Genomic DNA, 25,277 nt, shown 5'->3' with positions numbered 1-25,277 from the left:
TTGGGGACGGGATGCTATATTTCTGGCCATGCCTGGTTTCGGCTGCTGAGCGCGTCATAGGCCTTCAAGCCGGCAAAGCTGTATGTGAATCGGCAGCGAACACTGACCCCTCGGTGGATTCGGCATTAAGCGCCTGATAATGCTGATCGATTGATGGTGCCGGTGGGGTCATCATCGGCGCCGGTTGCTTCTCGTGGCTGAGGATGAGAAAAGCCTGATCGGCTATGCAGGTCTCACCTTCGACTATGCGCTGTGGACTGCCTGCCGGTTTGCTCACGTCGACTGCTTGTTCGTGTGTGAGATCGCACGCGGACAGGGAATTGGAAAACATCTCTTCGAACGGGCCTGTCGACTGGTGGGGGAGGCCGGGGCGGAACGGATTGAATGGCAAACGCCAGTCTGGAATCTGGATGCGATACGCTTTTACGAGCGTCAAGGTGGCATTGGCCAGGTGTTGTGCTTGAAGGGCATGGTGACACCTCGATTATTGGGGTCGCGGCTCGCCTACGCCAGTTCGATTAATGATCCACGCACCAATGCCCTAGCGAGGCGGAAACGCTGACGCGCTTCAGAAAAGGGTGTGCGTGACCCGCCCGTCGCAGATCGTTACGGCGGCCTTGAGGCGGGACATCGCCTCTGGCGCGGTCGCTTCGATATCCCCTGACAGCACGACGACGTCGGCGAGATAGCCGGACCTCAGCACGCCCTTTCGGTCTTCCATGAACTCCACCCAGGCGCAGTTCTTCGTGTAGCCCTCCAGCAGTTCCGCCAAGGAAAGCCGTTGATCCTTGAGATCATCGCGCCACGGCTGGCGGACCAGCGCACCTCCGATGCAGGCGAGCGGGTCGAGCGGTGTGACCGGCCAGTCGGTGCCAAGGACGAGGGTGACGCCGGAATCCTTGATGGTTCGCCATGCGAAGGCGAGCGGCCAGCGCTTTTCGCCGATACGACCGAGATAAGGCTGCAGCGGCAGGTCGCCCGTTCCCGGCGGATGGGTCGGCTGCATCGAGCCGACGACACCGAGCGCCGACAGACGCGGCACGTCATCCGGCTCGATGGTCTCGATATGTTCGATGCGGTGGCGGTTGTCGCGTGCACCATTGAGCGTGCGCGCATGCTCATAGCCGTCCAGCACCTCACGGACTGCGCCGGTGCCGATCGCGTGAACGGCCATCTGGAAGCCGAGGCGATCGGCCTCGACGGCGACCGCATTGAACTGTTCGACCGGGAATAAGAGGTCGCCGTTCTCCTCCGGGTGGTCGCCGTAGCCGCCGACCATGACGGCCGTTCCGGACTCTATCACGCCGTCAGCGAACATCTTGACGAAGTCACAGCGCAAACGGTCCGTATTGTAGCGCTCGCGCCAGACGACCGCCTTTTCCTCGATGACGCTGAGCGGCATGAAATTCTTCATGTGGTATGGCATGCGAACGCGGACCGGCAGGCCGTCCGTCTTCTCGATCTCGTCGAGAAGCTCAAGCTGGTAGAGGTTGCCATCCATGTTCTGAAACGAGGTGATGCCGAGCGAGGCGCAATAGGCGAGCCCCTTCTTGAGGAGGGCAATATCGCTGGCGCGTTGAGCGTCGGTGACCAAATCCGGGTTGCCGCCGGTGGCGATGCCGAAGCGTTCGCGCCCGCCGGTCGATCCGAGCTCCAGCACGGGTCCCATAGCTTCGCTCTCGCGCAATTCGCCGGCGGCAAGGCCGTCCGCTCCCATGACGATCTCGTTGCCGATGCTCAGTTTCGCACCTTCGAGAATACCGGCGGCCTGGAGTGCAGCGGAGTTGGCCCAGGCCGTATGATAGTCGGGGGAGATGAGAAGCAGCGGCCGGTCGGGCATGATCGCGTCGAGCTTGTGGCGATCGGCTGGCGTATCGCCGAAGATGAGATAGTCGGCACCGTTGCCGACGAGAAGCGGCAGGTTCGGGTTTTGCGCAGCATAGGCCGCAATGGCGTTTGTGAGCGCCGCTTCGCCGCGAACGCCCATCAGCGGCAGTTGGATGAGGCTGAGGGAGCCGCCAAAAATATGCATGTGAGATTCGTTGAAACCGGGCACGATCGTCCCGCCGCCCGCATCGATCACGTGCGTGAATGGGCCTGCAAGCTCCATGGCTTCGGCATCCGAGCCGACCTTGACGATCCGGTTGCCGATAATGGCGACGGCTTGAGCGCGCGGCGCGGCGTCGTCCATGGTGATGGCCTTGCCGTTCCTGATGACGATGTTCGCAGACTGACCCATAGCGTTCTTCCCTTTTAAGCAAATTTGTTCTTTAGCGCGCCGGTCAGGCCGGCGCGCTGATGTCCATTGATGGCGGAAATGGATCCAGACCCCGCGTTACTTGCGCAGGTTGGTCCAGATCTTGTTGTAGAGCTCGATGACTTCGGGGCTGCAGGGCGGCGAGAAAGAGACTTTGAAGTTTGCCGGGCGCTGGAGTTCCGGTGCGTTGCTCAGATCCTTATCGAGGAACTTCTCTGAGCCGACGATGCCGTTGCTATAGGTCGCGAAGTTGGAGATCATCGCGGCGTTTTCCGGGTCCATGATGAAGTTCTGAAAGAGCTTGGCGTTTTCTATGTTCTTAGCGCCCTTCAGCACGGCGACGTTGTCAACGAAGCCCTCAACGCCTTCCTTGGGGAAGCCGAATTTCAGGGTCTGGCGGCTTGCGTGAGCGCGGTAGGCGGCGCCATCCCAGATCATGGACGCATCAACATCCCCGGATTGCAGCAGCGTCGGTGCATCGTAGCTAAACGTACGCCAGGAAGGCTTAGCGGCGAGCAGCAGTTCGTTGATCTGCTTGAGCTCAGACTTGTCGGAGGCGCAGAGCCTGAAGCCCTTGTAGTGCTCAGCCGCGTGGATGACGCTTATCATGTCGTCGAGGACGTTGATACGGCCTTTCAATTCAGCCGGCGGATTGAAGAGCACACTCCAGGTGTCGAGATCGCCCTTGTAAACTGCCGTGTCGGCTTGCAGGCTGGTGACGCCGATCTGCCACGGAACGGTGTAGTGGCGGCCTTCGTCGTAATAGAGGTTCACAATTTCCGGCTTAATGTTCTTGAAGTTTTCCATCTTGTCGGGCTCGGTGGCCTCAAGAAGTCCTTCCTTCTTCATGATGTCGACGGCGTAGTCGGACGGTATGACGATGTCGTAACCGGAGCCGCCAGCCTTGATCTTCGCCATCATCGATTCGTTGGTGTCATAGGTGTCGAGCGTAACCTTTACGTCAAACTGCTTCTCGAACTTCTTGATCAGGTCGGCGCTGGTGTAGTTGCCGAAGTTGTAGATGTGAAGTTCGCCGGCGGCGAAAGAGGTGCTGGTTGTGAGCAGAAGACCCGCGATAGCGAGAGATGACAATTTCTTCATTTCTGTTGTACCCTTCTGGTTGGTTTTTGGTTTTAGTTCTCTTTCATCCTTGTCAGGATGAAAGAGAGAATGATGAAAGCGATGGAGACGACGAGCAGCGCCGTGCACATGGCGTTGAGCTCGGGCGTGACGATGTTGCGGATGCGAGACCAGATAAAGAGTGGCAGCGTTGTCTCGCCGGGACCGGCAATCAGCTGCGTGATGGTGAAATCGTCGAAGGAGACGATGAAGGCGAGCGCTGCGCCAGAAGAAATGCCAGGCAACAGCAGCGGCAGCGTGACATAACGAAACGTTTTCCAGCGATCAGCGTAAAGATCAGCCGCCGCATTTTCCAGCGTCACGTCCATGCCCTCGAGCCGCGCCTTAATCGGCAGGTATACGAAGGGGATGCAGAAGGACGTGTGCGCCAGGACGATCTTCAGAATGCCAAAGCTGATGCCGAAGGTCTGCGCGATGAAGGAGAAGAAGGCGAGCAGCGACACGGCGCTGACGATTTCCGGGATGATCAGCGGCGAGGTGATGGCGAGAATGGTAGCAGACTGCCCCCGCCAGCGCTTGACCCGCGTGGTGGCCAGCGCCGCCATCGTGCCAATGATCGTCGACATGATCGTTGCCGCAATGGCGATCGCCACCGACAGCATGGCTGAATTGAAGAACACCTCGTTCCGCATCAGCGCCACGTACCAGCGCATGGAGAAGCCCTGCCAGGACGCGCCGATGCTCATGGCATTGTTGAATGAGAAGATGAGGACAACGAGGATCGGCAGATAAAGGCTGACCAGGCAGGTGACAGCGAGGAAGCCGAACCCCGTTTGGCGCTTGATGTCGATCTTTCCTGTGGACGCGAAGCTAGCCATGTTTCACCTGCCCCGAGCGACGGATCTGGAAGAGAAGCGCAAGCAAAACGAAGACCATGAGCACGATCGAGAAGGCCGAGCCCAGCGGCCAGTTGCGCGACGAGCCGAATTGCAGCGCGATCAGGTCGCCGATCATTAGGTGGCTGCCGCCACCGAGCAGAAGCGGCGTGACATAGGCGCCGAAAGCCGGCACGAAGACGAGGATGCTGCCGGTTACAATCCCGGGCTTGGCCAGCGGAATGATGATCTGCGTCAGCACCTGGAAGCGGCTCGCATAGAGATCGAAGCCCGCCTCAGCGAGGCGGAAGTCGAATTTTTCCAATGAGGCATAGATCGGCAGCACCATGAAGGGCAGGAAGCTGTAGACGAGGCCCAGCAGGATGGCGAAGTTCGTATAGAGCAGCGTGATTGGATGATCGATAAGGCCGAGCTGCATCAGCACCGTGTTGATGAGCCCCTCGTCGCGGATAATGAACATGACCGCGATCGTGCGCACCAGGAGGTTCGACCAGAAGGGGATCGTCAGCAGCAGAACCCAGAGATTGCGCTGTTTCGCTGGGCGCGTCGCCATGAAATAGGCGGTTGGGAAGCCGATCAGCACGCAGAAGACCGTCGTCGCCACGCCAAAGACGGCGGTGCGAATGTAGATCTCCAGATAGGCCGGCGAGAATATGAGGGTGTCGTCGAACATGTCGCGCTGGAAAATCAGAGAGACATAGGCCTCGAACGTGAATTTCGGCACGACGCCGCCGTAGTCGCCAGGCGCCATGAAGGAGTATGCGACCACGATCATCAGGGGGATGAAGCCCAGAAGGATCATGATGACGATGGCCGGTGACGCGAGCAGCAGATGACGCCTGGCGTCCTGTTTGTCCTGAGGGGTGGCGATCTGCGACATGGCCTCAGTCCTTCAGGATCTGGGCGACGCGGGGCGGAATGGTTACCCCGATCGTCCGGCCGACGGCAATGCCTTCTTTCGGGCCGGGGCGGTTCTGCTGCCGGATGGTCAGCGCCGTACCGTCGCTCAGGCGGGCGTGGACATGGGTGTCCGTGCCGAAATAGACGATTTGTTCGACGGTCGCGTCTACCGCCTGCGGCGAGCCGGGCGCGACCAGTTCCAGATGCTCTGGGCGCACGACGATGGTGACGGCCCCCGAACTGGCCACTGACTTGGCGGTCAACGCCTCGACGACCGGACCGCAACGCAGCGCCACCGCGCCGACGCCGTCGGCACTCGACGTCAGGTCGCCCTCGAGGAAGTTCGTCTCCCCGATGAAGCCGGCGACAAAGCGGTCGGCCGGATGTTCGTAGATGTCATGCGCCGAACCGATCTGCAGGACCTTGCCGCCATTCATGACCGCGATGCGGTCCGACATGGTCAGGGCTTCCTCCTGGTCGTGGGTAACGAAGATGAAGGTTATCTCGGTTTCCTGCTGCAGGCGCTTCAACTCGATCTGCATGGATTTGCGAAGCTTCAGGTCAAGGGCCGAAAGCGGCTCGTCGAGAAGCAAAAGCTTCGGTTTCGGGGCGAGCGCGCGGGCCAGCGCAATGCGCTGCTGTTGGCCGCCGGAAAGCTGAGTGACGGAGCGATTGCCGGCATTCTCCAACCGGACCAGACGAAGCATTTCCTCGATTGACGAGGATATTTCGGCAGCACTCTTGCCGAGCATTTTGAGGCCAAAACCGATGTTTTCGGCGACCGTCATGTGCGGGAAGAGCGCGTAGTTCTGGAACACCGTGTTGATCGGGCGTTTGTTCGGCGGCAGCATCGAAATGTCTGTTCCGTCCAGCAGGATCTTGCCGTCGGTGGGCGCCTCGAAGCCAGCCAGCATTCGAAGCAGCGTGGTCTTGCCGCAGCCGGAAGGCCCCAGGAGGGTGAAGAACTCGTTTGGACGGATTTCTATCGACACGTCGTCGACGGCGCGGAAATTGCCGAAATCCTTTAGAACACTGAGGATCGAGACAGCGCCGCCCTTGGCGGCCCGTAAGGGCGTCATATTGCTCATATCCTAAAGAGCCACCCAGTTTGAACTTGTCCGAAAAGTCATCATCAGTCTCCCAGCTTCAAGTTTCCGTGTTGGGGTCAATGCGAAAATGTTACAGGTACTCAGTACCGCGAAGTATATCTTCGCAGCCAATGACAGTATAAATTGAGTACGTTGACCTCGCAGAAGACAAACGATCCGAGCGAAACTCTCGCTCGCGTTCCTGTGCGCAGTCTTTTCTTGTGTTCCCCAGACCGGAGCCGCCCGGCGAAATTTATGTTGTTCCCACGCTTGTTTTTTATTAGTGGATGCCACGTACTGTATGGCGTCAACAAATTGTGTCAATAAAATATTTTACGGCGTAAAAGATTTTATTGGGAGGTAGCGAGACATTGATTCAGAATGTGACGGCAGGCCTGCGCGAGAGGCAGAAACAGCAGCGACGCGACGCCATCATGGAAAGCGCGCGCACGCTGTTCGAGTGCCGGGGCGTCGAGGACAGTTCCATGGCCACGATTGCCGCGGCGGCCGGCGTTTCCACGCCCACGGTCTTCAACTATTTCGGCAGCCGCGACGAACTGCTGCTGGCGATCATCCTCCAGGGGCACCAGGAAGCAATCGACCATTATCGCACGCACATCCAGCGCCAATCCGACAGCCTCGCGGACGATCTGTGCGAACTTCTGAGCGACCTGACCAAGGGCTCCCTGGAAATTTTCAGCAAATCCGTCTGGCTCTATGCGGAATCGACCGCGATCCGCTACCCTCAGTCCGAATTCGTGCAACGCTACAGCCAGATCGACGCGACACTGATCAGGACGATCAGGGAGATGCTGGTCGCACATGCCTGCAGGACGCGGCGTGGCGGTGGTTTTGACGCCGATGCCCTCGCCTCTATTATCTACAATCACTGGCTCAGCCATTATCAGGCCTGCCTGAAGGTCGAAACGATGACGCTGGAGACGCATCTGGCGCGGATTCTTCCGGAGATCAGGCACCTTCTGGACCTGATCTTCGAAAACGCCTGACGGGACGCGTCTCGCCATTTTATTCGGCATATCCATTGATGCCCTTGATCTCCAGGAAATCGTCAAGACCAAATTCCCCGTATTCGCGCCCGTTTCCGGATTGTTTCATGCCGCCGAACGGGGCGTAGGTGTCCCAGGCGGGAGAGTTGATGTGGACATTGCCGGCGCGCAGCCTGCGGGCGACGCGTCTGGCGCGGTCCCTGTCCGACGAGGATACATAGGCCGCAAGACCGTAGATGCTGTCGTTGGCGATGCGGATCGCGTCGTCCTCGTCCTTGTAGCCGATGAGCGAGAGCACCGGCCCGAAGATCTCCTCGCGCTCGATGCGCATGCCGGGCCTGACATCGGCAAAGACGGTCGGACGTACAAAATAGCCGCGATTGAGGCCGTCCGGGTGGCCTTCGCCGCCGGCAACCAGCGTCGCGCCTTCTGCGATGCCTGCGGCGATCATGCCCTGAATCTTGTCGTACTGCGCCTGGCTCACGACAGGGCCGAGATCGACGCCTTCCCGCTCCGCCGGACCGACAACCAGCGAACCGGCCGCGTCTGCAGCGATGGCCGATGCCGATTGCATGCGTCCTTCCGGCACCAGCATGCGGGTCGGTGCGTTGCAGGACTGGCCCGAATTGTCGAAGCAGTCGAGCGTACCCTGGCGCACGGCCGCCACGAAGTCGGCATCGTCGAGGATGATGTTGGCGGATTTGCCGCCCAGTTCCTGGTGCACCCGCTTGATGGTCGCCGCTGCCGCTTTCGCCACGGCGATACCGGCGCGGTTCGATCCAGTAATGGAAATCATGTGGACGTCGGGATGGGAGGCCATCGCCTCGCCCACCGTCGGGCCATCGCCGTTGACGAGGTTGAACACGCCGGCGGGAACACCCGCCTCATGCATGATTTCCGCGAAGACCAGCCCGCTGACGGGGGCGACTTCGGACGGCTTCAGGATCATCGTGCAGCCCGCGCCGAGCGCCGGGGCGACCTTGCAGGTGATCTGGTTGAGCGGCCAGTTCCACGGCGTGATCATTGCGACGACGCCGACCGCTTCCTTGGTCACCATCGTCTTGCCGACCATGCGCTCGAACCGGTAGTCCTTCATGACGTCGATCATGGTGCGGATATGGGCTTCGCCGCTGGTGACCTGATTTTCCAACGCCATCTTCTGCGGCGCGCCCATTTCGCGCGAAATCGCCCAGGCGAGATCTTGCGAGCGCTTTTGATAAACGGAGAGAACCGATTTCAGCAGGTCCAGACGCTCTGCAGGGCTCGTCAGATAGAAGTCTTCGAAGGCGTGCGAGGCAGCCGCGACAGCGCGATCGACATCACCCTGGCCCCCCAGCGCAATCGTCGCAAAAGCCTCTTCAGTGGATGGGTCGATGACCTCAAGCAAACCCTGCGGGTTGATCGGATCGACCCAGGCGCCGTCGATGTAAAACCGGCCGAACTGTTTCATCAAGAACTCCCTTAGAGGTATGAAATGTCGTTATGGCTGACGATATTCATCGTTTGATCATATTGCAACATTATTTGATCATATTAATTGGCTTGTTGCGGAGATGCACATTTAGAGTCCGCCTTTCCTCGAGAGTAATTTCTATGCCTTTGTTTTGGCTGCGTATTACCGCCTCTGACACCAAGCCTATGTCGCCGCGTTGGCTCCCGGAGAAATCTTCAGCATTGGCAAATTGAAATGCCAAAAGGCGAACTGCAGCCGCCGCCCGTTCTCAGGCGGCTTTTCTCTCCTATCAAAGGCCAAGTGCAACCCCGTCCTTGCGTGACTCCGACGCGCCGGTCAGCGTGCCGTTTTCCCAGTCGATGCGGATTACCTGCGCGCCGCCGATGGGGTCCTCCGTCGGCACGATCTCGAAGCCGCGCGCGCGAAGTTCGGCGATGGTCGCGGCCGGAACGGTCTGCTCCGCCTCGATCTTGGGCGCGAGCCCGCTTGCCGGCACCAGGCGCGGCAGGTCGATGGCGTCCTGCATGTCCATGCCATAGTCGAGAACCTTGGAAATCAGATGCGCGTGACCCATGGCCTGGTAGTACCCGCCCATGACGCCAAAGGACATTTCGGTTCGACCGTTGCGCGTCACCATGCCAGGGATGATCGTGTGCAGCGGACGCTTTTCCGGTGCGATCATGTTCAGGTGGCCGCGCTTCAGCGAGAAACTCTGGCCACGGTTGTGCAGCATGACGCCCGATTTTGGCGCGACGATGCCAGCGCCAAAACTGTCGAAGATCGAGTTGATGAAGCTCACCGAATTCCGCTCTGAATCGACCACGGAGATATACACCGTGTCGCGGTGGCGCGGCAGTTCGAACGGCGGCAGGTCGGCAATGGCCTGCTTCAGGTCGATCATGCTTGCGAGCCGGCTGGCCAACTCGTCGGACAGCATTTCCTCGACCGGTACATCGGCCTTGGCGGGGTCCGCGAGCCAGGCGTCGCGGGCCGCATAGGCAAGTCGCGTCGCCTCGATTTCGATATGGATGCGGTCGATCGCGTCCGGCGCGCCTGCGGCCTCAAAGCGCGACAGGATGTTTAGGATCATGAGCGCGATGATGCCTTGTCCGTTGGGCGGGCATTCATGAATCGTATAGTCTCGGAATGTCGTGGTGACGGGCGTCACGTACTCGCCCCTGGCGGCAGCAAAGTCGTCGAGTGTATGAAGGCCGCCAAGCGCGCGCAGCCGCTCCACCATATCTTCGGCAACCGGCCCGCGATAAAAGCCGTCGCGGCCTTCGGTAGCGATCTTACGGAAGGTTGCGGCCAATTCCGGCTGGCGATGTACCTCGCCGATGCGCGGCGCGCGGCCTTGCGGCAGGAAGATGCGCGCTGCTGCCTCGTCGGCAGCTAGCACCCGCTCCTCCTTCGCCCAGTCATGATGCACACGCGGCGAAATGGCATAGCCGTTCTCGGCAAAGGTGATGGCGGGCGCCAGAAGCTCGGCAAGGGGAAGACGGCCATGATCCGCGTGAAGTCGCGTCCAGGCGTCGATGGCGCCGGGAACAGTCACGGAGGAAGGCGACTGGCGAGGTACTTCGGTCAGGCCGCGCTCCTCGAACCAGTCGACCGTCAAGGCTGCCGGTGTGCGTCCAGAACCATTATAGCCGATGACGTCGGCTCCGCCCTTCGGTGCGTAAAGCGCGAAACAATCGCCACCAATGCCGGTCGATCCTGGCTCGACGACGCATTGGACGGCGCAGGCGGCTATGGCAGCGTCCATGGCATTGCCGCCTGCCTGCAGGATGTTGATCGCCGTCAGCGTTGCGGACGGGTGCGATGTCGCGGCCATGGCCCGGGCGGACACGGCCACCGATCGCGTCGGGTTCTCAAAATTGCGCATTGCCTTTCAGTCTCCGTAGTATGCGGTCATGGCGGGGTGGTTCAGGCGCGCACGCGGTAATGCGTGAGCCTTGTCTCGAGAAGCGAAAGCGCCCACACGATGAGGAAGTTTAGGATGAGGTAGATTGCGCCAGCGGCGATGAACACCTCCATGGCGCGATAGGTCTGGGAAATCAGCTCCTGCGCTATGCCGGTCACTTCCGTCAGCGTGATGATGGATGCAAGCGAGGTTCCCTTCACCATCAGGATGATCTCGTTACTGTAGGCAGGCAGCGCCTGGCGCAGCGCCAGCGGCAGTATCACCAGCCGCAGCGCCAGCATTCGCGACAGACCCAACGCCGAGGCCGCTTCCGAAAGCCCGCGAGGCACATTGCGGATCGCGCCACGCAAGATCTCGCTGCCATAGGCAGCGGTGTTCAGCGTCAGCGCCAGGATTGCGCACCAATAGGGCTCGCGAAACAGTGACCAGAGCCCGACCGACTGCAGGGTCAGGCGGAACTGGCCGAGTCCATAATAAATAAGGAATATTTGCACCAGGAGCGGCGTACCGCGAAAGATAGCGACGAAGGTCCGGATCGGCCAGACGACGACCGGCCTTTTAGTCTGCTGGGCCAGCGCGAGAAGAAGAGCGAGGACGAAGCCGAGCAGGACCGATGAGCCGGCGAGTTCCAGCGTCAACGGCAGGCCCGAAAGGAGTGTCGGGATGATCTCGAGTAAGAAGCCAGGGTCGATCATCAGTGGACGACCCCGCGCGAAGCGTTGACTTCAGCCCGCCCAAAGACAAGACCGGTGAGGCCGGCAATGGCGAAATAAAGCGCGGCGGCGGCGCAATAGAACAGGAATGGTTCGCGGGTGGAGCCCGCGCCGATTTGCGACTGGCGCATCAGTTCGACAAGTCCGATCACGGAAATCAGAGCTGAATCCTTCAAAACGAGTTGCCAGACATTGCCAAGGCCAGGAATCGCGTGCCGCATCAGTTGCGGCACGATCACGAAGCGGAGCATCTGAATGCGCGTCAGAGCCAGCGCTTTGGCGGCGTCGAATTGGCCTCGCTCGACCGCGAGATACGCGCCTCGATAGACCTCAGCCTGATAGGCCCCCGAAATGAAGCCGATCGTCACGATCCCGGTGGCAAGCGTCGGCAGCCCCGTAAAGCCCTTCGCGCCGAAGAAACGACCGAGCGCTGTTAGCGCGACGCTGCCGCCATAGTAGAAGAGATAGATGGTCAGGAGATCCGGCACGCCGCGGAACACGATCCCGTACGCAGACGCGATAGCCCGCGGAAGACGCGTGGCGGAGAGCCGGCCGGCTGCTGCCATCCCGCCGAAGACGATCCCGAGCGCAAAACCTGCCACGGAAAGGAGTAGGGTGATGGCGGCGGCCTCAAGCAGCGCCGAACCCCAGCCTCCGGTTCCAAAACCGAGCAGATTGAATTTATCGAACATGAGGGCTCAAAACCTGTAACACGGCTGGGCACCACGGAGGCGCCGCGAGATCGCGTTGTGAAAGGTGGGGCGGGATCGAATGACTTCAGCCACCCGATCCCGGACTGCCTGCGTGGCTTACTTCACCGGCGTGACGTCGGTATGGACCCACTTTTCGGAGATGCGCTTGGTCGTGCCGTCGGCAATTGCGGCATCGATAGCCGTATTGAACATATCCTTCAGCGCCTTGTCTTCCTTGCGCAGCCCTGCGCCGGTTCCAAGGCCGAAGATGCCGCCGACAAAGCCGGGACCGGCGATCGTGTAGTCGGCAAATTCCGGCTTAGCGAGCGTGGCGGCGAGCGCCGTCTGCTGAGCGAAAATGGCATCGACGCGGCCGGCAGCCAAATCAAGATCGTGCTGTTCCGTCGTCTTGTATTCGCGAATTTGGACGGTATCGCCGAAATACTTCTTCAGGAATTCGAGGTTAGTCGTGCCAGACTGCACGCCGACGACCTTGCCCTTGAGCAACGGCTTCAACTTCTCAATCGCTGCCATTGCGGCGGCCTCGTCCTCCAGCTTGAACTTCTCTTTGGAGATGCCGAGCTTACCGAGGTCACTGTTCTTGGCGATTGCAAAGCCCGAGGGGTCCACCGCATAGGGCTGGGTGAAGTCAATGGTTTCCAGGCGCTTCGGCGTGATGAACATGCTGGCCATGATCACGTCGAACTTGCCCACCGTCAGCGAGGGGATGAGGCCGTCCCAGTTCTGCGCGATGATGGTGCACTTGATCTTCATGCGAGCGCAGAGGTCGTTGGCGAGGTCGATCTCAAGCCCGTCGAGCTTCCCGTCGGCGGTGGTAAAGTTCCACGGCGCATAGGCCCCTTCGGTGGCGATCGTGATGGCTTTCGGTGCATCCGCCGCCATTGCAAGCGGCGCGGATATGATTGTCATGAAGGCAGCCGCAATCGCGGCCATACGACGAAATGTCATGGCTTTTTCCCTTGTTGTTATGCCGCATTAGCGGCGTTCCCCGTCCTTGCCGGATGTCCCTCCGGCTTCGGACAATTTGACCAACCGGCAATCAGCGCCGGCTGGGACTTGCGAAATCGGCAAGCAGAGCCGCCGTGCAGAGAACGTGGTCCTGCATGACTTTTTCGGCCTCGGCGCAATCGCCCGACTTCAGCGCATCGATGAGGTTCTGATGCTCCTCGCGCGCCGAAAGCGGCTTGTCGATATAATCGAACCAGATACGCATGTAGGGCTCGATGGCGACGTGAAGCGCGGCAATCTGGCGGATGAGCTTCGGTCGCTCGCTCATCCCGTATAGATAGGCGTGAAATTCCTGGTGGCGCAGCACCCAGTCGCTGCTCCCGGTCTCGCCCGCGCGTTCCATGCGCAGGAGGAGCCGGTCCAGATCCTCAAAGCTTTCCAGCGTCAGACGCGGCATGACGATGCGGACTGCAAGACCCTCAAGTACAGAGCGGATCTCGAAAGTCTCGTTGAGCTCGTCGAGCGTCAGGCCCGCCACCACGCAGCCCCGATTGGGCCGCAGCGTCACGAGACCATCAGCCGACAGGCGTCGAAAGGCCTCACGAACCGGCATGCGGCTCATTCCGATTTCGGCCGCGATCTCTTCGGCTATCAGGCGATCGCCCGGTTTATAGTGGCCGAGGCGCAGGGCCTGATGGAGATACGTGTACGCCTCCTCCTCGGCCGTTGAGGCGACATGTGTGGTGGATGCAGGTGAAATCGCCATCGCCCCTCGCTGGATGTTTGTATCCACTTATCCAAACACCGAGTTTGAAGACCGTCAAGGGGTATTTGGCTTGTAGCAAATTTTCTTTGCCCATCATTTCCGACAAGGCTGTCGTAGGCGCAACGTGATCACTTGGAATGCCCCTAGGAAACGCTCCGCCAACCAATGCGCTTTCCGCGCAGCGAAATCATGGGCTATTTCATGAATGCGTCATTGACACAACAATGCCCTCGCCCCTAAATGTGATCACGATAGCCACATCGAAAGGGTCTGACAAGTGCCGAGCATCTTACCCAACGGACCACTAGACTCCGCTTCCATTGTCACCGCCGCGAGGCGAATTCTTGCCGAAGAAACGGCGATCTACACGAGCCGGCGGCCGAACAGCAGAGATATTTTCGCCGCAGCATCGTCGGGATTCCTCAATCAGGTCCCCCAGTACTGGATGCGGGACTGGCCAATGCCGTTTCCAATTGTAATATCCAAAGCTGCAGGGAGCGAGGTTTGGGACATTGATGGCAATCGCGCGACCGACTTCTGCCTGGGAGACAGTGGTGCGATGTTCGGGCACGGACCGCAGCCGATCCTGAATGCACTGGCCGGCGCCGGTATCCTGGGCCTTACGACTATGTTGCCCTCTAAAGATCTGGATGCCGTTGGCCGCCTCTTGCGCAGCACATTCGGCATGTCAATGTGGCAGGTAACGACAACCGCAAGTGACGCCAACCGCTTTGCCTTTCGGGTGGCGCGTGCGGTGACTGGTCGCAAAAAGATCCTGGTGTTCGATGGTTGCTATCATGGCGCGGCCGACGAAACGTTGGTGGACCTCGTGGACGGGCGGACGGTCGCTCGCAATGGTCTACTTGGCCAGGCGGTGAATCTGGCCGAGACGACGGTCTGTATTCCTTTCAACGATGTTCCCGCTCTCGAGGCGGCGCTGAAAGGTGGCGACATCGCTTGCGTCGTGGCGGAGCCTGTTATGACCAATTGCGGTATGATTCTTCCGCTTCCCGGGTTTCATAGAGCCCTGCGGGATTTGACGCGCTCTACTGGGACGCTGCTTCACATCGATGAAACGCATACCGTTTCGACCGGATTTGGCGGATACACGAAAGTGCATGGTCTCGAGCCAGATATTTTTGTCGTCGGAAAGCCCGTCGGCGGCGGTATTCCCGTCGCGGTATGGGGCATGACGGACGATGTGGCGAGCCGGTTTGAAGCCGTACGCGCGGCCAATACGGGGACGGGCCACTCAGGCATAGGCACGACGCTCTCGGGCAGCGCCTTGCAACTTGCCTGCCTCAGAGCTTGCCTCGAAGAGGTCATGACAGCCGAGGCGCATGACAAAATGAACCATCTTGCCGATACGGTTGAGAGGGGCTTCTCCGCGGCCATCGAACAATACGAGTTGCCGTGGCACGTCGGCCGCGTCGGCGCTCGGCTCGAAGTCGTATTCGCGGCCGATCCCCTGCGGAACGCCGGTGAGGCTCACGCCGCAGCCAATCCGACGATCCAAAAGGCGTTGCATACGGCATTCCTGAATCTGGGATATCTGATGACCCCATTTCACAATATGGTTCTTGTGGCGCCAACCACAAGCGAAGATCACGTAGCCGGCCTTGTCGCCAGCTTTGAGAAAATCCTATATCGACTGACGAAGGCTGGATAAATGACCGGAACACGTCCACTCAACGCGGCGCCTATCGACGAGGCCGAGTCTTTCCTGGAGCAACACCGGGACATCGCAGCTTTCGACTTGGTGCTTATCGATCCGAACGGGGTTGCGCGCGGCAAGATTATCCGCCGCCATGAGCTCTTGACGCTCTTCCGTTCCGGCCGGCATTTGCCCGGCTCCATTATGGGCCTGGATGTCACCGGCGCCGATGTCGATGAGACCGGTTTGACCTGGGACGATGGAGACGCCGACAGGATTGCCTGGCCGATCGCCGGTTCACTTGTCACATTGCCCTGGACGTCACCTGAACGCGGCGAAGTCCGCGTTATGCTGTACGAACTCGACGGATCTGCCATGGGCGCCGATCCCCGACAGGCTCTGGTGCGCCAAATCGAGCGATTTGAAGCGAAGAACCTGTTCCCGGTGCTGGCTTTCGAGCTGGAATTCTATCTCCTCGACGCGGAAAATGACATTGTTGGAAAGTCTAAGGCAGCACGTCTGCCTCTCTCGGGAACAGCGTCAAAGGGGAACCACGTCTACAGCGTTGCCGTGCTGGATCAGTTCGAGCCGTTTATCAATGCGCTTTACCGCGCCGCTGCAGTCCAGAACCTGCCTGTTGAAACAATCATCTCCGAATACGCTCCTGGCCAGTATGAACTCACTCTGCGTCACCAAGCCCAAGGTCTGCGGGCGGCAGACGACCTGGTGATGCTTAAGCGTCTCGTTCGAGGGCTCGCGCTCCGACACGGCATGCGAGCCAACTTCATGGCCAAGCCCTTCGCCCATCAGTCCGGCTCCGGCATGCATCTTCACGCCAGTCTTGCGGACCAGTTGGGTAGCAATCTCTTCGCCGACGTGCAAAATGATCTCGCGCCGATGCTGCGCTACGCCATCGGTGGCTTGCAGCGGACTATGGCGGATTCGATGCTGATGTTTGCACCCAATCTGAATTCCTGGCGTCGTTTTTCTCGCAACAGCTATGCACCGACGGCTCCGACTTGGGGGCGCAACAACCGAAGCGTAGCCATCAGGGTGCCAGCAGGCAACCCAGCCAACCGCCACCTTGAACATCGTTCGCCCGGTGTCGACGCAAACCCATATCTGGTTGCTGCGACGGTCCTTGCCGGAATGCACGAGGGGATCGAAAACCATATCGAGCCGGACGCAGAGTCTTCCACCTACAGCAATGACACCGAAAAGACGCTCCCATGTGACTGGCGAGCGGCGATCGACCAGGCTGCCGGATCAGATTTCTTGAAGGACGCCCTCGGTGCCCGCATGGCATCGGTCTTTGTTGCGCTGAAGCGTGCGGAACTCCGTTTCTTTTCCACCGAGGTAACGGACGAAGAGTTTGCCTATTATGGCGATGTCATATGACGGCTCAGACGACGCGGCATGTCGCTAATATCGGCGGCGGCGTGTCACCGACGGGTTTCCGCGTCCCTGGCAGCACAAATGATCGAGGAAACAGGCCGCGGTTGGAGCGGCAATGATCACCGCGGTTGTCTTGCAAGACTCCTTTTTACATTGTCCGCCCGTTAATCAGGGTCACTCCATCCGGGCTTAGGAGGCTGCAGGCTTGTACACGATCTCTATTAATTCGAGGCGGACCGATTATCGCGGTTCCGATCAGTTTAGCGTCACAGCGGATTACCAGGATACCCGACAATGACCGTATCTGATATCGACAACGACCTTGTCACTTCCCAAGGCCATGGCGAGCCTCGGGCGCGCGAAGGCGACTTTCGCACTGCTCTGGTTACTGGAGCGGGAGGCGCCGATGGAATAGGCTTTGCGATCGCCCGGAAGCTTGCGCAGAAAGGTCTTGCCGTTTTCATTACCGGCGCCAGTGATCGGGTCCATCTGCGCGCTAAAGAACTGCGGGCACAGGGCTACGACGTAACATCGCATGTCGCAGATCTCACGAAGGCAGAGGAGGTGGTGCGGTTGCGGAAACTGGTGGGGCCGGTTGATGTCCTCATTAACAATGCAGGCATGGGATCGGCGGCGGTGCCAGCCGTGCAACGCGAATTCCTGGCACTGAGCGAAGCCGATTGGGACATCGGAATTGACGTTACCCTTAAGACTGCATTTCTGGTCACTCGCGCTTTTCTGGAAGCCATGGTTGAAAGGCGGCGTGGACGCATAGTGAACATCGCCTCTGTTACCGGCCCGCTGGTTTCCAATCCGGGAGAGGCTGCCTATTCGGCGGCAAAGGCGGGGATGGTGGGGCTCACCCATGCTCTGGCGCTCGAAGTTGCGTCTTGCGGGGTGACTGTGAATGCAGTCGCTCCCGGCTGGATCGAGACTGGGTCCTCCACCGAGGAGGAGCGGATCGCTGCGCGGCACACGCCTCCGGGCCGCGCTGGGACTCCCAATGAAGTCGCTGCCGCAGCCGCCTTTCTGGCTTCTGCCGAAGCGAGCTATGTCAACGGCGCTATGCTGGTCGTGGACGGTGGCAATGTGCTGCAGGAGCGCAAGGCCCAGCTAGGCTGAACTCCAACCACGTCGCGAGACAACATGTTTCGCAAGACCGACTTATATATCAACGGCTATTGGGTCGCGCCAGACCGAGTCAATGACTACATGTGATCAATGTTACCGACGGAAGGTTTCCCCATAATTTCACTTGGATCGGCTGAGAACGTCAACAAAGCTGTGCTGTCGGCGTGTGGAATGGGGCTGACCGCCGAACGCGCCCATTATGGCTCCATTGCTTGCTGGACCAGCACGAGAGGGCGGCCAATTCGGCATTCAGGACTTCATGGAGGTGAGGGCCGTCAGCGGCGTTCCGGGCTGAAGGTCCTAAGTCCAAATCTTGCGAACAGGCGATTGACACCAGAAGCGTCTGAACTGGCCATTTCGCAATGTCTGCAGCATCGGCGACACTGGCTGTCGAGCACTGGTTTGTGTTATGGCGTGGCAATTAAATCAGCAGCCAACCGACTTGCGTCCAAGACTAGAGGCAAGGCTTGACGTTATTGCGGCGGGCCGGCTGGCGACGGGGTACCAAGGCGTATGAAATAATGCGAGAACTATCGACGCAACAGCAACAAGTTTATCAGGTGCTTCGCGAGCAGCTTATTTCCGGCCGCTTTTCTCCGGGGACGAGCGTCAGCCTACGGGGACTAAGCAAGAGTATGGGCGTCGGACTCATGCCTGTGCGTGAAGCGATTACTCGGCTCGGCGGCGAGCGCGCGCTTGAAGTCCGCCGTAACGGCCGGGTCTGCATTCCTGAGCTCACACGCCGACGTTTCGAGGAGCTTATGCAAGCGCGGCTGCAGCTCGAGCCTCTTTGCGCATGCCGGGCGCTACCCTATGTGACGTCCGAGACTATCGGGGTGATGGAGGCCTGCGACTTGCGCATGAACCAAAGCTACGGAGCCATGGACGCAGACGCCTACATGCGGGAAAATTATCAATTTCACTTCGAATTGTACCGAGCCGGAGGGTCTGAAGTCCTGGTCGCATTGCTGGAAAGCGTTTGGATGCAGTTTGGTCCGTTCATGCGCAGCGTTTATGAGATGAGCGAAACGACAAGCATTGTCGATAAGCACCAGATGACGTTGGAAGCCATTCGCCGAGGGGATGCCGAGGCTTTGGGCGTGGCGATCAAAGCGGATATCCTTGACGCCATTCACCTGTTGAAACAGACCCTTGGAAACGACACGTTATAGCATTGGCGGGCAGCCGCGACCTAGGATGCGAACCTCCCGGCCTGCAGCAAGCACCAGGATGGGCCGGCCCCTCTAAGAGGTAGCCAGATTGTGGCCTTCCCTCAGAATGACGATGTTGAACTGGGTGGCATGGGCTCCTGCCAATTGCCTCTTGCGTTGCGGATTTCGCCCGCCGGCGCATCCCGCCATTCGCCATCAATGAAAAGCTTGACGTGGGGGTGATCGTGCGCGGGCTCCTTGTCAATGATAGGATTCATGGATGGCCAGCTACGCCGGATGCTGTTCAAAGAACGCCGCTAAAATCAGCGCGGATTCAAAAATGTAACTATTTCCACACTTGTCCGCGCGCGCGCGATTTCGGCCTCATCGGCATTATTCGCTCCGCTCTTGATCCCATCCGGCAAGCTCTGTCCGCGCGTGGCAACGAGCCCGCGAATGAAGTCCGCGGTGAATTCGGGATGGGCCTGGTAGCTCAGCGCCCCAACGCCGTAACGCAGCACAGCATAGGGGCAAGCCGACGACCCCGACACGACCTGTGCTGTGCTCGGGAGCGTCAGGATCTGCTCTTGGTGCCAGGCATGCAGCGTGCGATCGTGTGCCCCCTCTGGTGTCATGTAGTCGGACTCGCCGGCAATCCAGCCGCCGGGGTTCTCTCCCACCTCCCCACCAAGCGCCTTGGCGATGGCCTGATGGCCGAAGCAGATGCCGACCATTGGTCTGCCCGATGCCTTGATCTGGCTGATGAACGCGATCAGCTTGCCCATCCATGGATCGGCGTCATTGACTGAATAGCGGGAGCCGGTGATCAGCCAGCCATCGGTGTCTTCGACGCTGCCCGGGAAGATATCGTCGACCACCGGATAGGTGACGTAGTCGAATGCTTCCTCTCCCAGTAACCGCCGGAACAAGTAGTCGTAATCGCCGAAATCCCGGCGAAGGTCGTCAGGCGCATGGCCTGTCTGGAGTATGCCCAAACGCATTCTTCAAACCCCCAACCGGTCGCGAAGTCCGTACCACCAGGCGCCTAGCGCGGTGAGCGGAACGCGAAACGCGCGGCCACCGGGGAAAGGCAGGCTCGGCAGTGACGCCCAGATATCGAAGCGATCTGCCTGGCCAGCCACCGCCTCACCCAGGATTTTGCCGAGAAGATGGGTCGTGGTCACGCCATGCCCGCTGTCGCCATGCGAGAAATAGACCGTATCTGACAGCTTGCCGACATGTGGAATTCGAGTCAGCGTCAGCGCGAAATTACCGCTCCAGGCGTACTCGATGCGGGTCTTGGCCAACTCGGGAAACGTCTTGATCATGTTGGGGCGGATGATACAGGTGAGGTTTGCGGGGTCTTGGCCGCCGTAGCCGATGCCGCCGCCATAGAGTAGGCGGTTGTCGCTGGTGCGCCTGTAATAATCCAGCACGTAATTGGCGTCTTCGACGCAATAATTCGCCGGCAGCATCCGGTCGAGCAGTGCCGGGTCTAGCACTTCGGTCACCATCACCTGGCTGGACACCGGCATCATGCGCTCTGTGATCTTGGGCAGTAGTTTGCCGAGATAGGCGTTGCCGCAAACCAGCAAGTAGCGCGATTCTACACGGCCACCAGCTGTGCTGACCACGGGCAGCTTGCCGCTGAGATCAATGCTCAGCGCGCGGGAATTTTCAAAGATGCGCACGCCGAACGCCTCCGCCGCGCGGGCCTCGCCGAGCACGAGATTGAGCGGATGGATATGACCGCCGCGCGTGTCGATCATGCCCCCGACATAGCGGTGGCTGCTGACATAGCGGCCAATATCTGCCTTGCCGACCATTTCCAAGCCGTCGATATCATAACTCTCGCAGCTTTTCTTGATGGTATCGAGCTCGCGCAGTTGCCTGGTCGTGAAGGCTGCAAAAAAGCCGCCGTAACGAAGGTCGCATTCGATGCTATATTTTGCCACTCGCGAACGGATAATATCGCCACCCTCACGGGACATCAGCGCAAGCTTGCGGGCGGTGTCGGGGCCGAAGCGGCGCTCGAGCGTGTCGAAATCGCGGCTGTAGCCATTGACGATCTGGCCGCCATTGCGCCCGGAGGCGCCGAAACCGATGCGCTCGCTTTCCAGCACAACGACGCTCATGCCCTTCTCGGCAAGTTCGAGTGCAGCCGAGATACCGGTGAAACCGGCGCCGATGATGCACACGTCGGCCTCGATGGCCTCGTCTAGACTCGGACGGACCGTCTTGTCATTGGCGGTAGCGGCATACCATGACGCGATGTGGCCGGGATTTTCCTGAGTTGCTAGAGCGTTCATTTTCAAGTCGTCCTGATATAGGCGTCATATTCGACGTCTGTCACTCTAACGGCGAACTCCTGCAGTTCCTGCCGTTTGGTGGCAGAGTAGAGCTTTCGGAATTCAGGACCAATGGCGGCGAAGGCAAAGCCGGAACTCGAGAAGGCCTCGACTGCCGAGTGCCAGCTACGCTGAAGCGGCTCGATATCAGGGGCATGATCGTCACCGGTCACGGCACCGCCGGGATCACTCCGTTCAATCATGCCCATGTAGGCGGCCTGCAAGATCATAGCGAGCACGAGGTAGGGGTTGGTATCAGCCCCGGCCACACGGTGTTCGATGCGGGTCGCCGACCGGCCGGCGGTGATGACACGCACAGCAGCCGAGCGATTGTCTATGCCCCACGAGGCATAGGTCGGCGCGTGTTCGCTGGGCGTGAGCCGGCGGAATGAATTGGCATGCGGCGCAAAGATTGCGGTGCTGTCCTGCATATAACTCAGCAGCCCACCGACGGAGTGCATCAGTGCTGCCGACGGGCCGTTCTCGTCCGCATAGATATTGTCGCCTTTGTCGTCGATCATCGAGAAATGCACATGCATTCCGCTCCCAGCTTGCGTGCCATAAGGTTTTGCCATGAAGGTAGCGTCGAAGTGGTTCTTGCGGGCAACCCCTTTGACAATGCGCTTGAGCAGCACCGCATTATCGGCGGCACGTAGCGCGTCGGGTACATGGTTCAAGTTGATCTCATATTGTCCCGGACCATTTTCACGCAGAGTGGTGTCGGCCGGCACGAACTGCTGGCGGCAGACGGCGGCGATTTCGCTGAACACATCTTCGAAGTCTTGCAATTCAGCAATCGACAGCACCTGGGTCTGGCCAGTGTGCCAGCGGCCTTCGCGGGTGTTGGGCGGCCGCACCGGATCCAGTGCCGAACGGACCGGATCGATAAGGTAGAATTCGAGTTCGGTCGCCACCACAGGCCTCAGCTTCTTGCGCTCGAAGCGGGCAAGTACCGTTTTGAGCACTTGGCGGGGATCGGCATAAAAGGGCTCGCCGGCGGCATCCAGCATGCTCAGTATCACCTGGGCCGTTGGCCGCTTAAGCCAGCCGACACGCGCGAGCGTCCCGGGAACGGCGCTGCAGATCCCGTCCGGATCGCCGGTACCTTCGGCAAGGCCAGCCGCATTGACGTCCCTGCCCCAGATGTCGAGCGCATAGACAGAGCGCGGCATCGCCATACCCTTGACCAGCACCTCGACTGCGCGTTCGCGGGGAATCCATTTGCCGCGCGGCACGCCGTTCACATCGATGACGAAGGCTTCTAGCACCTCGATATCGGGGTTGGCCTCCAGGAAATCGCGTGCGTCCTGTTCATCTATCATGATTCACCATCGGGCTTTGACCGGCGGCGGCTTGGCGCACCGGCCGGCTAGCCTCAAATTGCTGTCTGTATCTCGGAGTGTCGTGCCGCGTGTCGCGCGGGCATGCTTCAAGAGACGACAATCGGTCCTTCATCGACTTTCATGGACCAGCGCATCAAAGCCCCTGTCTGCAAACCCTAATCGGCCTGCTCACAAATATGATCATATTAATGTCCTATATGATCAGCATTGTAAACCACATAAAGTGCCTGCAAAGGCCTTTTCGCTGTGCTATTCCGAAATTGTCTCCGAGGCGACGGATGGCAGTGGGGATGGGTATGGGGATTAGGTGCAGTTGACGGACACCAAGCAGATTTTGATCATTAGCGACCCCAAGCTGAAGGGCGAGTCCACCAAGAAGTGGGTCTATCGCTCGCTCAGCCGCGCTATCATGAGCGGCCGCTTCCCGCCGGGCCTGCCAGTGACGATCTCCGGCCTGTCGGACAGCCTTGGCGTCAGCACCATGCCGGTGCGCGGCGCACTCGACCAGTTGATAGCAGACGGAGCTTTGGAATATCTCGACAACAGGCGCGTTCGCGTTCCCGATATCGGGCCGGATCGCTTCGACGAGCTGATCGCCGCCCGCGTGGCGCTCGAGACAGTCGCCGCCGAAAGGGCAATGCATTTTATCGACTTCCTCAGGATCGACCGTTTGGTGGCACTCGACAATATGATCGACCAGGCCTATCAGGCCGGCGACATCGAACTTGGCATCGAACGCAACTTCGCGTTTCATCGCTGCATGTACGAGGTCAGGCCGTCTTTCGTCCTGCTGCCACTGATCGAATCCGTCTGGCTCAGGATGGGGCCGTTCATGCGCGAGGCGGTCGCCCATCTCCAAGAGAGCTACCAGGTAGACCGGCACGTCGAAGCCATCGAGGCGATCAGACGAAAGGATGCCGTGGCGCTGAAAGAAGCTATCACCGCCGATATACAGGACGGATCCGGACACATCGGCCGTCAGCGTCTGCGAGACGTTGCGACCACGGCCGCCGAGCAACAGCGCTGACACGCCTACCGAAACCCGAGCGAAACGCTCATTCCACCGCGTCCATCGCCGCGCTGTGCTGGGACAGCACCGCCAACGCCGTCAGCCGGATTAGATGATTGAGCATCAACGGCAGGATGGTGAGCGCGACGCCGACACAGTCGAACAGGATGCCGGCCATCGGCAGTCCTGTTGCCAGCCCTCATGGGTTCTCGCGTCGATGTCCCATACGCTCCGGGGGTCAAAATGTTAAATCGGCATTAATCGACTAAGCAACACCTTCCCACCGGCAATCAAAACGTCGGTTGACGACGGGCTTCTACATCCCGATCCCGTGCATTGTGCCACCAAGCATCTACGCCAAGGCATTGAGAGCGACCATTTCCGAGTGAAGAAGAACATACCGAAGAACGGCGGCTTCCAATCCTTCCACACCACACGGCGAACGATCGCGGGTTTCGAGGCGATGCTGTGGTTGAGGAAAGGCTTTGGATTTTCCGGTGGCTGGACTGTCAAGGACCAGAGCGATCTGCTTGCGTCCCCTTCGGGCTGCAAAAGGTTAACAAAGTATAAAATCCACACCGTTTAGGGGATAATCGCGACCCGCGAAAATCTTTGCGGCAAGCCCCTCCAGAGAGAATGAGAAAATCAATCTCAGAGCTTCTGTTGCTCGATCGCGCTGAAGCGCAGTGCCCTTCCATCGGCCGCAGCCAAGGTATGCATTGCCTTCTCAAGGGCATCGCGATCATCGACACCACGCAGAAGACGGCCAGCAAGCACATCGAAACGGCCTGCAGCGATATCCGCGATAACCAGCGCGGCGCATGACGGAGCGATATCGGCACCATCTTCGAAAAGCTGCTGGATGCCAGGCAAATAGATTTTCCCAGCCTCCGAGAACAGCTGCGTTTCGGTCATCGCGCTCCGTACGAGCCCGGGATCGACGGCAAAGGAGAGCACTCCATGTCCGACTGTTGTGTCGTTTAGGCACTCCGTCAGACGCATGATAGCTGCTTTACTAGATGCATAGCCCGAGCCATGTGGGAAGCTGTTACCTGTTCCCCCTCCGACGAGGTTGACAATCCGGCCCTTGCCGCGCGCTAACATTGCCGGCGTTGCCGCGCGGCAGGTGTGGAATGTTCCTCGCAGATTGATCTCCACATCCTGCCACCAGACAAGAGGATCACAATCCCATACGGGACCGTAAGCCTGGAAAGAGCCGTGATTATTGACCAACGTATCAATTGGACCCAACTCAGTTGCGATACGGGCAAACGCCCTTTCCACGGCGCTATGGTCGGTAACGTCGGTCGGCAAAGCGATCGCTCGTCCGCCCTCACCTTGAATCAGCGAGACTGTTTCCTCGATCTCGGTAGCTGTTCGCGCAAGCACAGCGACCTTGGCGCCCTCCCGCGCTTGTTGGAGGGCGATCTCCCGTCCAATTCCTCTACCGCCACCCGTAACGACCGCTACGGTATCCCAAAGTCGGGCCATTTTGTTCTCC

The 25,277-nt window shown here is 59.5% G+C and carries 23 protein-coding genes and 1 pseudogene; 8 read left to right on the top strand and 16 right to left on the bottom strand.

Features of this window, described 5'->3' with window-relative positions:
- Positions 1-193 precede the first annotated feature (193 nt).
- Complete coding sequence (locus tag AB4Z52_RS30555) at positions 194-562, top strand: GNAT family N-acetyltransferase (protein WP_442221616.1); 369 nt, start codon at positions 194-196, stop codon at positions 560-562.
- A gap of 6 nt (positions 563-568) precedes the next feature.
- Here the strand turns inward: AB4Z52_RS30555 and AB4Z52_RS30550 are convergent, their stop codons facing one another.
- From AB4Z52_RS30550 to AB4Z52_RS30530, 5 genes are all read right to left on the bottom strand, one after another.
- Positions 569-2,239 carry an amidohydrolase gene (locus AB4Z52_RS30550; RefSeq protein ID WP_442221615.1) on the bottom strand — a complete coding sequence of 557 codons (1,671 nt, stop codon included), beginning with the start codon at positions 2,237-2,239 and terminating at the stop codon, positions 569-571.
- 96 nt (positions 2,240-2,335) lie between these two features.
- Complete coding sequence (locus tag AB4Z52_RS30545; RefSeq protein WP_442221614.1) at positions 2,336-3,358, bottom strand: extracellular solute-binding protein; 1,023 nt, start codon at positions 3,356-3,358, stop codon at positions 2,336-2,338.
- 32 nt (positions 3,359-3,390) lie between these two features.
- Positions 3,391-4,215, bottom strand: a complete 825-nt coding sequence (locus AB4Z52_RS30540) for an ABC transporter permease (RefSeq protein WP_442221613.1) — start codon at positions 4,213-4,215, stop codon at positions 3,391-3,393.
- The gene (locus AB4Z52_RS30535; RefSeq protein WP_442221612.1) at positions 4,208-5,113 is read right to left on the bottom strand and encodes an ABC transporter permease; all 906 of its coding nucleotides are present in this window, start codon (positions 5,111-5,113) and stop codon (positions 4,208-4,210) included. The genes AB4Z52_RS30540 and AB4Z52_RS30535 overlap by 8 nt, the downstream gene beginning before the upstream one ends.
- Positions 5,114-5,117: 4 nt before the next feature.
- The gene (locus AB4Z52_RS30530; protein WP_442221611.1) at positions 5,118-6,212 is read right to left on the bottom strand and encodes an ABC transporter ATP-binding protein; all 1,095 of its coding nucleotides are present in this window, start codon (positions 6,210-6,212) and stop codon (positions 5,118-5,120) included.
- Between the two features lie 380 nt (positions 6,213-6,592).
- Here AB4Z52_RS30530 and AB4Z52_RS30525 point away from each other — a divergent pair, with 380 nt between their 5' ends.
- Positions 6,593-7,228 carry a TetR/AcrR family transcriptional regulator gene (locus AB4Z52_RS30525; RefSeq protein WP_442221610.1) on the top strand — a complete coding sequence of 212 codons (636 nt, stop codon included), beginning with the start codon at positions 6,593-6,595 and terminating at the stop codon, positions 7,226-7,228.
- Positions 7,229-7,247: 19 nt separating this feature from the next.
- Here the strand turns inward: AB4Z52_RS30525 and AB4Z52_RS30520 are convergent, their stop codons facing one another.
- From AB4Z52_RS30520 to AB4Z52_RS30495, 6 genes are all read right to left on the bottom strand, one after another.
- Complete coding sequence (locus AB4Z52_RS30520; protein ID WP_442221609.1) at positions 7,248-8,678, bottom strand: aldehyde dehydrogenase family protein; 1,431 nt, start codon at positions 8,676-8,678, stop codon at positions 7,248-7,250.
- 292 nt (positions 8,679-8,970) lie between these two features.
- Positions 8,971-10,566 (bottom strand): gamma-glutamyltransferase, encoded by a 1,596-nt coding sequence (gene ggt / locus AB4Z52_RS30515; RefSeq protein ID WP_442221608.1) that lies wholly within the window; start codon positions 10,564-10,566, stop codon positions 8,971-8,973.
- Between the two features lie 41 nt (positions 10,567-10,607).
- Positions 10,608-11,300, bottom strand: a complete 693-nt coding sequence (locus AB4Z52_RS30510) for an ABC transporter permease (RefSeq protein WP_442221607.1) — start codon at positions 11,298-11,300, stop codon at positions 10,608-10,610.
- A complete protein-coding gene (locus AB4Z52_RS30505) occupies positions 11,300-12,010 on the bottom strand; it encodes an ABC transporter permease (RefSeq protein WP_442221606.1) in 711 nt (236 codons plus the stop codon). The genes AB4Z52_RS30510 and AB4Z52_RS30505 overlap by 1 nt, the downstream gene beginning before the upstream one ends.
- Positions 12,011-12,127: 117 nt before the next feature.
- The gene (locus AB4Z52_RS30500; RefSeq protein ID WP_442221605.1) at positions 12,128-12,979 is read right to left on the bottom strand and encodes a lysine/arginine/ornithine ABC transporter substrate-binding protein; all 852 of its coding nucleotides are present in this window, start codon (positions 12,977-12,979) and stop codon (positions 12,128-12,130) included.
- A gap of 91 nt (positions 12,980-13,070) precedes the next feature.
- Positions 13,071-13,745: a GntR family transcriptional regulator gene (locus AB4Z52_RS30495; protein ID WP_442221604.1), complete on the bottom strand. Its 675-nt coding sequence runs from the start codon at positions 13,743-13,745 to the stop codon at positions 13,071-13,073.
- Between the two features lie 277 nt (positions 13,746-14,022).
- Here AB4Z52_RS30495 and AB4Z52_RS30490 point away from each other — a divergent pair, with 277 nt between their 5' ends.
- From AB4Z52_RS30490 to AB4Z52_RS30475, 4 genes are all read left to right on the top strand, one after another.
- Positions 14,023-15,414, top strand: coding sequence for a transaminase (locus AB4Z52_RS30490; RefSeq protein ID WP_442221603.1), 1,392 nt, complete (start codon positions 14,023-14,025; stop codon positions 15,412-15,414).
- Positions 15,415-16,797, top strand: a complete 1,383-nt coding sequence (locus tag AB4Z52_RS30485; protein ID WP_442221602.1) for a glutamine synthetase family protein — start codon at positions 15,415-15,417, stop codon at positions 16,795-16,797. It abuts the gene before it with no gap.
- Positions 16,798-17,088: 291 nt separating this feature from the next.
- Positions 17,089-17,916, top strand: coding sequence for an SDR family NAD(P)-dependent oxidoreductase (locus AB4Z52_RS30480; protein ID WP_442221601.1), 828 nt, complete (start codon positions 17,089-17,091; stop codon positions 17,914-17,916).
- Positions 17,917-18,392: 476 nt separating this feature from the next.
- Complete coding sequence (locus tag AB4Z52_RS30475) at positions 18,393-19,097, top strand: GntR family transcriptional regulator (RefSeq protein WP_442221600.1); 705 nt, start codon at positions 18,393-18,395, stop codon at positions 19,095-19,097.
- 302 nt (positions 19,098-19,399) lie between these two features.
- Here the strand turns inward: AB4Z52_RS30475 and AB4Z52_RS30470 are convergent, their stop codons facing one another.
- The 3 genes from AB4Z52_RS30470 to AB4Z52_RS30460 are packed head-to-tail and all read right to left on the bottom strand — an operon-like array spanning position 19,400 to position 22,746.
- Complete coding sequence (locus AB4Z52_RS30470) at positions 19,400-20,077, bottom strand: type 1 glutamine amidotransferase (RefSeq protein ID WP_442221599.1); 678 nt, start codon at positions 20,075-20,077, stop codon at positions 19,400-19,402.
- Between the two features lie 3 nt (positions 20,078-20,080).
- The gene (locus tag AB4Z52_RS30465) at positions 20,081-21,385 is read right to left on the bottom strand and encodes an NAD(P)/FAD-dependent oxidoreductase (RefSeq protein ID WP_442221598.1); all 1,305 of its coding nucleotides are present in this window, start codon (positions 21,383-21,385) and stop codon (positions 20,081-20,083) included.
- 2 nt (positions 21,386-21,387) lie between these two features.
- Positions 21,388-22,746, bottom strand: coding sequence for a glutamine synthetase family protein (locus AB4Z52_RS30460; protein ID WP_442221597.1), 1,359 nt, complete (start codon positions 22,744-22,746; stop codon positions 21,388-21,390).
- Between the two features lie 328 nt (positions 22,747-23,074).
- Here AB4Z52_RS30460 and AB4Z52_RS30455 point away from each other — a divergent pair, with 328 nt between their 5' ends.
- Positions 23,075-23,794 (top strand): GntR family transcriptional regulator, encoded by a 720-nt coding sequence (locus AB4Z52_RS30455; RefSeq protein WP_442221596.1) that lies wholly within the window; start codon positions 23,075-23,077, stop codon positions 23,792-23,794.
- Between the two features lie 28 nt (positions 23,795-23,822).
- Here AB4Z52_RS30455 and AB4Z52_RS30450 read toward each other — a convergent pair whose 3' ends face one another.
- Positions 23,823-23,954 carry a hypothetical protein gene (locus AB4Z52_RS30450; protein ID WP_442221595.1) on the bottom strand — a complete coding sequence of 44 codons (132 nt, stop codon included), beginning with the start codon at positions 23,952-23,954 and terminating at the stop codon, positions 23,823-23,825.
- Between the two features lie 90 nt (positions 23,955-24,044).
- On the opposite strand from AB4Z52_RS30450, the pseudogene AB4Z52_RS30445 reads away from it, so the two are divergent.
- A pseudogene (locus AB4Z52_RS30445) lies at positions 24,045-24,346 on the top strand (DDE-type integrase/transposase/recombinase); the annotation flags it as partial.
- Positions 24,347-24,427: 81 nt separating this feature from the next.
- Here the strand turns inward: AB4Z52_RS30445 and AB4Z52_RS30440 are convergent.
- Positions 24,428-25,267 (bottom strand): SDR family NAD(P)-dependent oxidoreductase, encoded by an 840-nt coding sequence (locus AB4Z52_RS30440; protein WP_442221594.1) that lies wholly within the window; start codon positions 25,265-25,267, stop codon positions 24,428-24,430.
- Positions 25,268-25,277: the final 10 nt, after the last annotated feature.

The sequence above is a fragment of the Rhizobium sp. 2YAF20 genome, from assembly GCF_052114685.1.
Classification (GTDB): domain Bacteria; phylum Pseudomonadota; class Alphaproteobacteria; order Rhizobiales; family Rhizobiaceae; genus Rhizobium.
The sequence above is the reverse complement of the archived record's forward strand: the minus strand, read 5'-3'. Positions and strand labels throughout refer to the sequence as shown.

Excerpts from the sequence above, each read along its gene's own strand:
- AB4Z52_RS30550 (WP_442221615.1), bottom strand. The coding sequence starts at position 2,239 with ATGGGTCAGTCTGCGAACATCGTCATCAGGAACGGCAAGGCCATCACC.
- AB4Z52_RS30545 (WP_442221614.1), bottom strand. The coding sequence starts at position 3,358 with ATGAAGAAATTGTCATCTCTCGCTATCGCGGGTCTTCTGCTCACAACC.
- AB4Z52_RS30540 (WP_442221613.1), bottom strand. The coding sequence starts at position 4,215 with ATGGCTAGCTTCGCGTCCACAGGAAAGATCGACATCAAGCGCCAAACG.
- AB4Z52_RS30535 (WP_442221612.1), bottom strand. The coding sequence starts at position 5,113 with ATGTCGCAGATCGCCACCCCTCAGGACAAACAGGACGCCAGGCGTCAT.
- AB4Z52_RS30530 (WP_442221611.1), bottom strand. The coding sequence starts at position 6,212 with ATGACGCCCTTACGGGCCGCCAAGGGCGGCGCTGTCTCGATCCTCAGT.
- AB4Z52_RS30520 (WP_442221609.1), bottom strand. The coding sequence starts at position 8,678 with ATGAAACAGTTCGGCCGGTTTTACATCGACGGCGCCTGGGTCGATCCG.
- ggt (WP_442221608.1), bottom strand. The coding sequence starts at position 10,566 with ATGCGCAATTTTGAGAACCCGACGCGATCGGTGGCCGTGTCCGCCCGG.
- AB4Z52_RS30510 (WP_442221607.1), bottom strand. The coding sequence starts at position 11,300 with ATGATCGACCCTGGCTTCTTACTCGAGATCATCCCGACACTCCTTTCG.
- AB4Z52_RS30505 (WP_442221606.1), bottom strand. The coding sequence starts at position 12,010 with ATGTTCGATAAATTCAATCTGCTCGGTTTTGGAACCGGAGGCTGGGGT.
- AB4Z52_RS30500 (WP_442221605.1), bottom strand. The coding sequence starts at position 12,979 with ATGACATTTCGTCGTATGGCCGCGATTGCGGCTGCCTTCATGACAATC.
- AB4Z52_RS30495 (WP_442221604.1), bottom strand. The coding sequence starts at position 13,745 with ATGGCGATTTCACCTGCATCCACCACACATGTCGCCTCAACGGCCGAG.
- AB4Z52_RS30485 (WP_442221602.1), top strand. The coding sequence starts at position 15,415 with ATGACCGGAACACGTCCACTCAACGCGGCGCCTATCGACGAGGCCGAG.
- AB4Z52_RS30480 (WP_442221601.1), top strand. The coding sequence starts at position 17,089 with ATGACCGTATCTGATATCGACAACGACCTTGTCACTTCCCAAGGCCAT.
- AB4Z52_RS30470 (WP_442221599.1), bottom strand. The coding sequence starts at position 20,077 with ATGCGTTTGGGCATACTCCAGACAGGCCATGCGCCTGACGACCTTCGC.
- AB4Z52_RS30465 (WP_442221598.1), bottom strand. The coding sequence starts at position 21,385 with ATGAACGCTCTAGCAACTCAGGAAAATCCCGGCCACATCGCGTCATGG.
- AB4Z52_RS30460 (WP_442221597.1), bottom strand. The coding sequence starts at position 22,746 with ATGATAGATGAACAGGACGCACGCGATTTCCTGGAGGCCAACCCCGAT.
- AB4Z52_RS30450 (WP_442221595.1), bottom strand. The coding sequence starts at position 23,954 with ATGGCCGGCATCCTGTTCGACTGTGTCGGCGTCGCGCTCACCATCCTG.
- AB4Z52_RS30440 (WP_442221594.1), bottom strand. The coding sequence starts at position 25,267 with ATGGCCCGACTTTGGGATACCGTAGCGGTCGTTACGGGTGGCGGTAGA.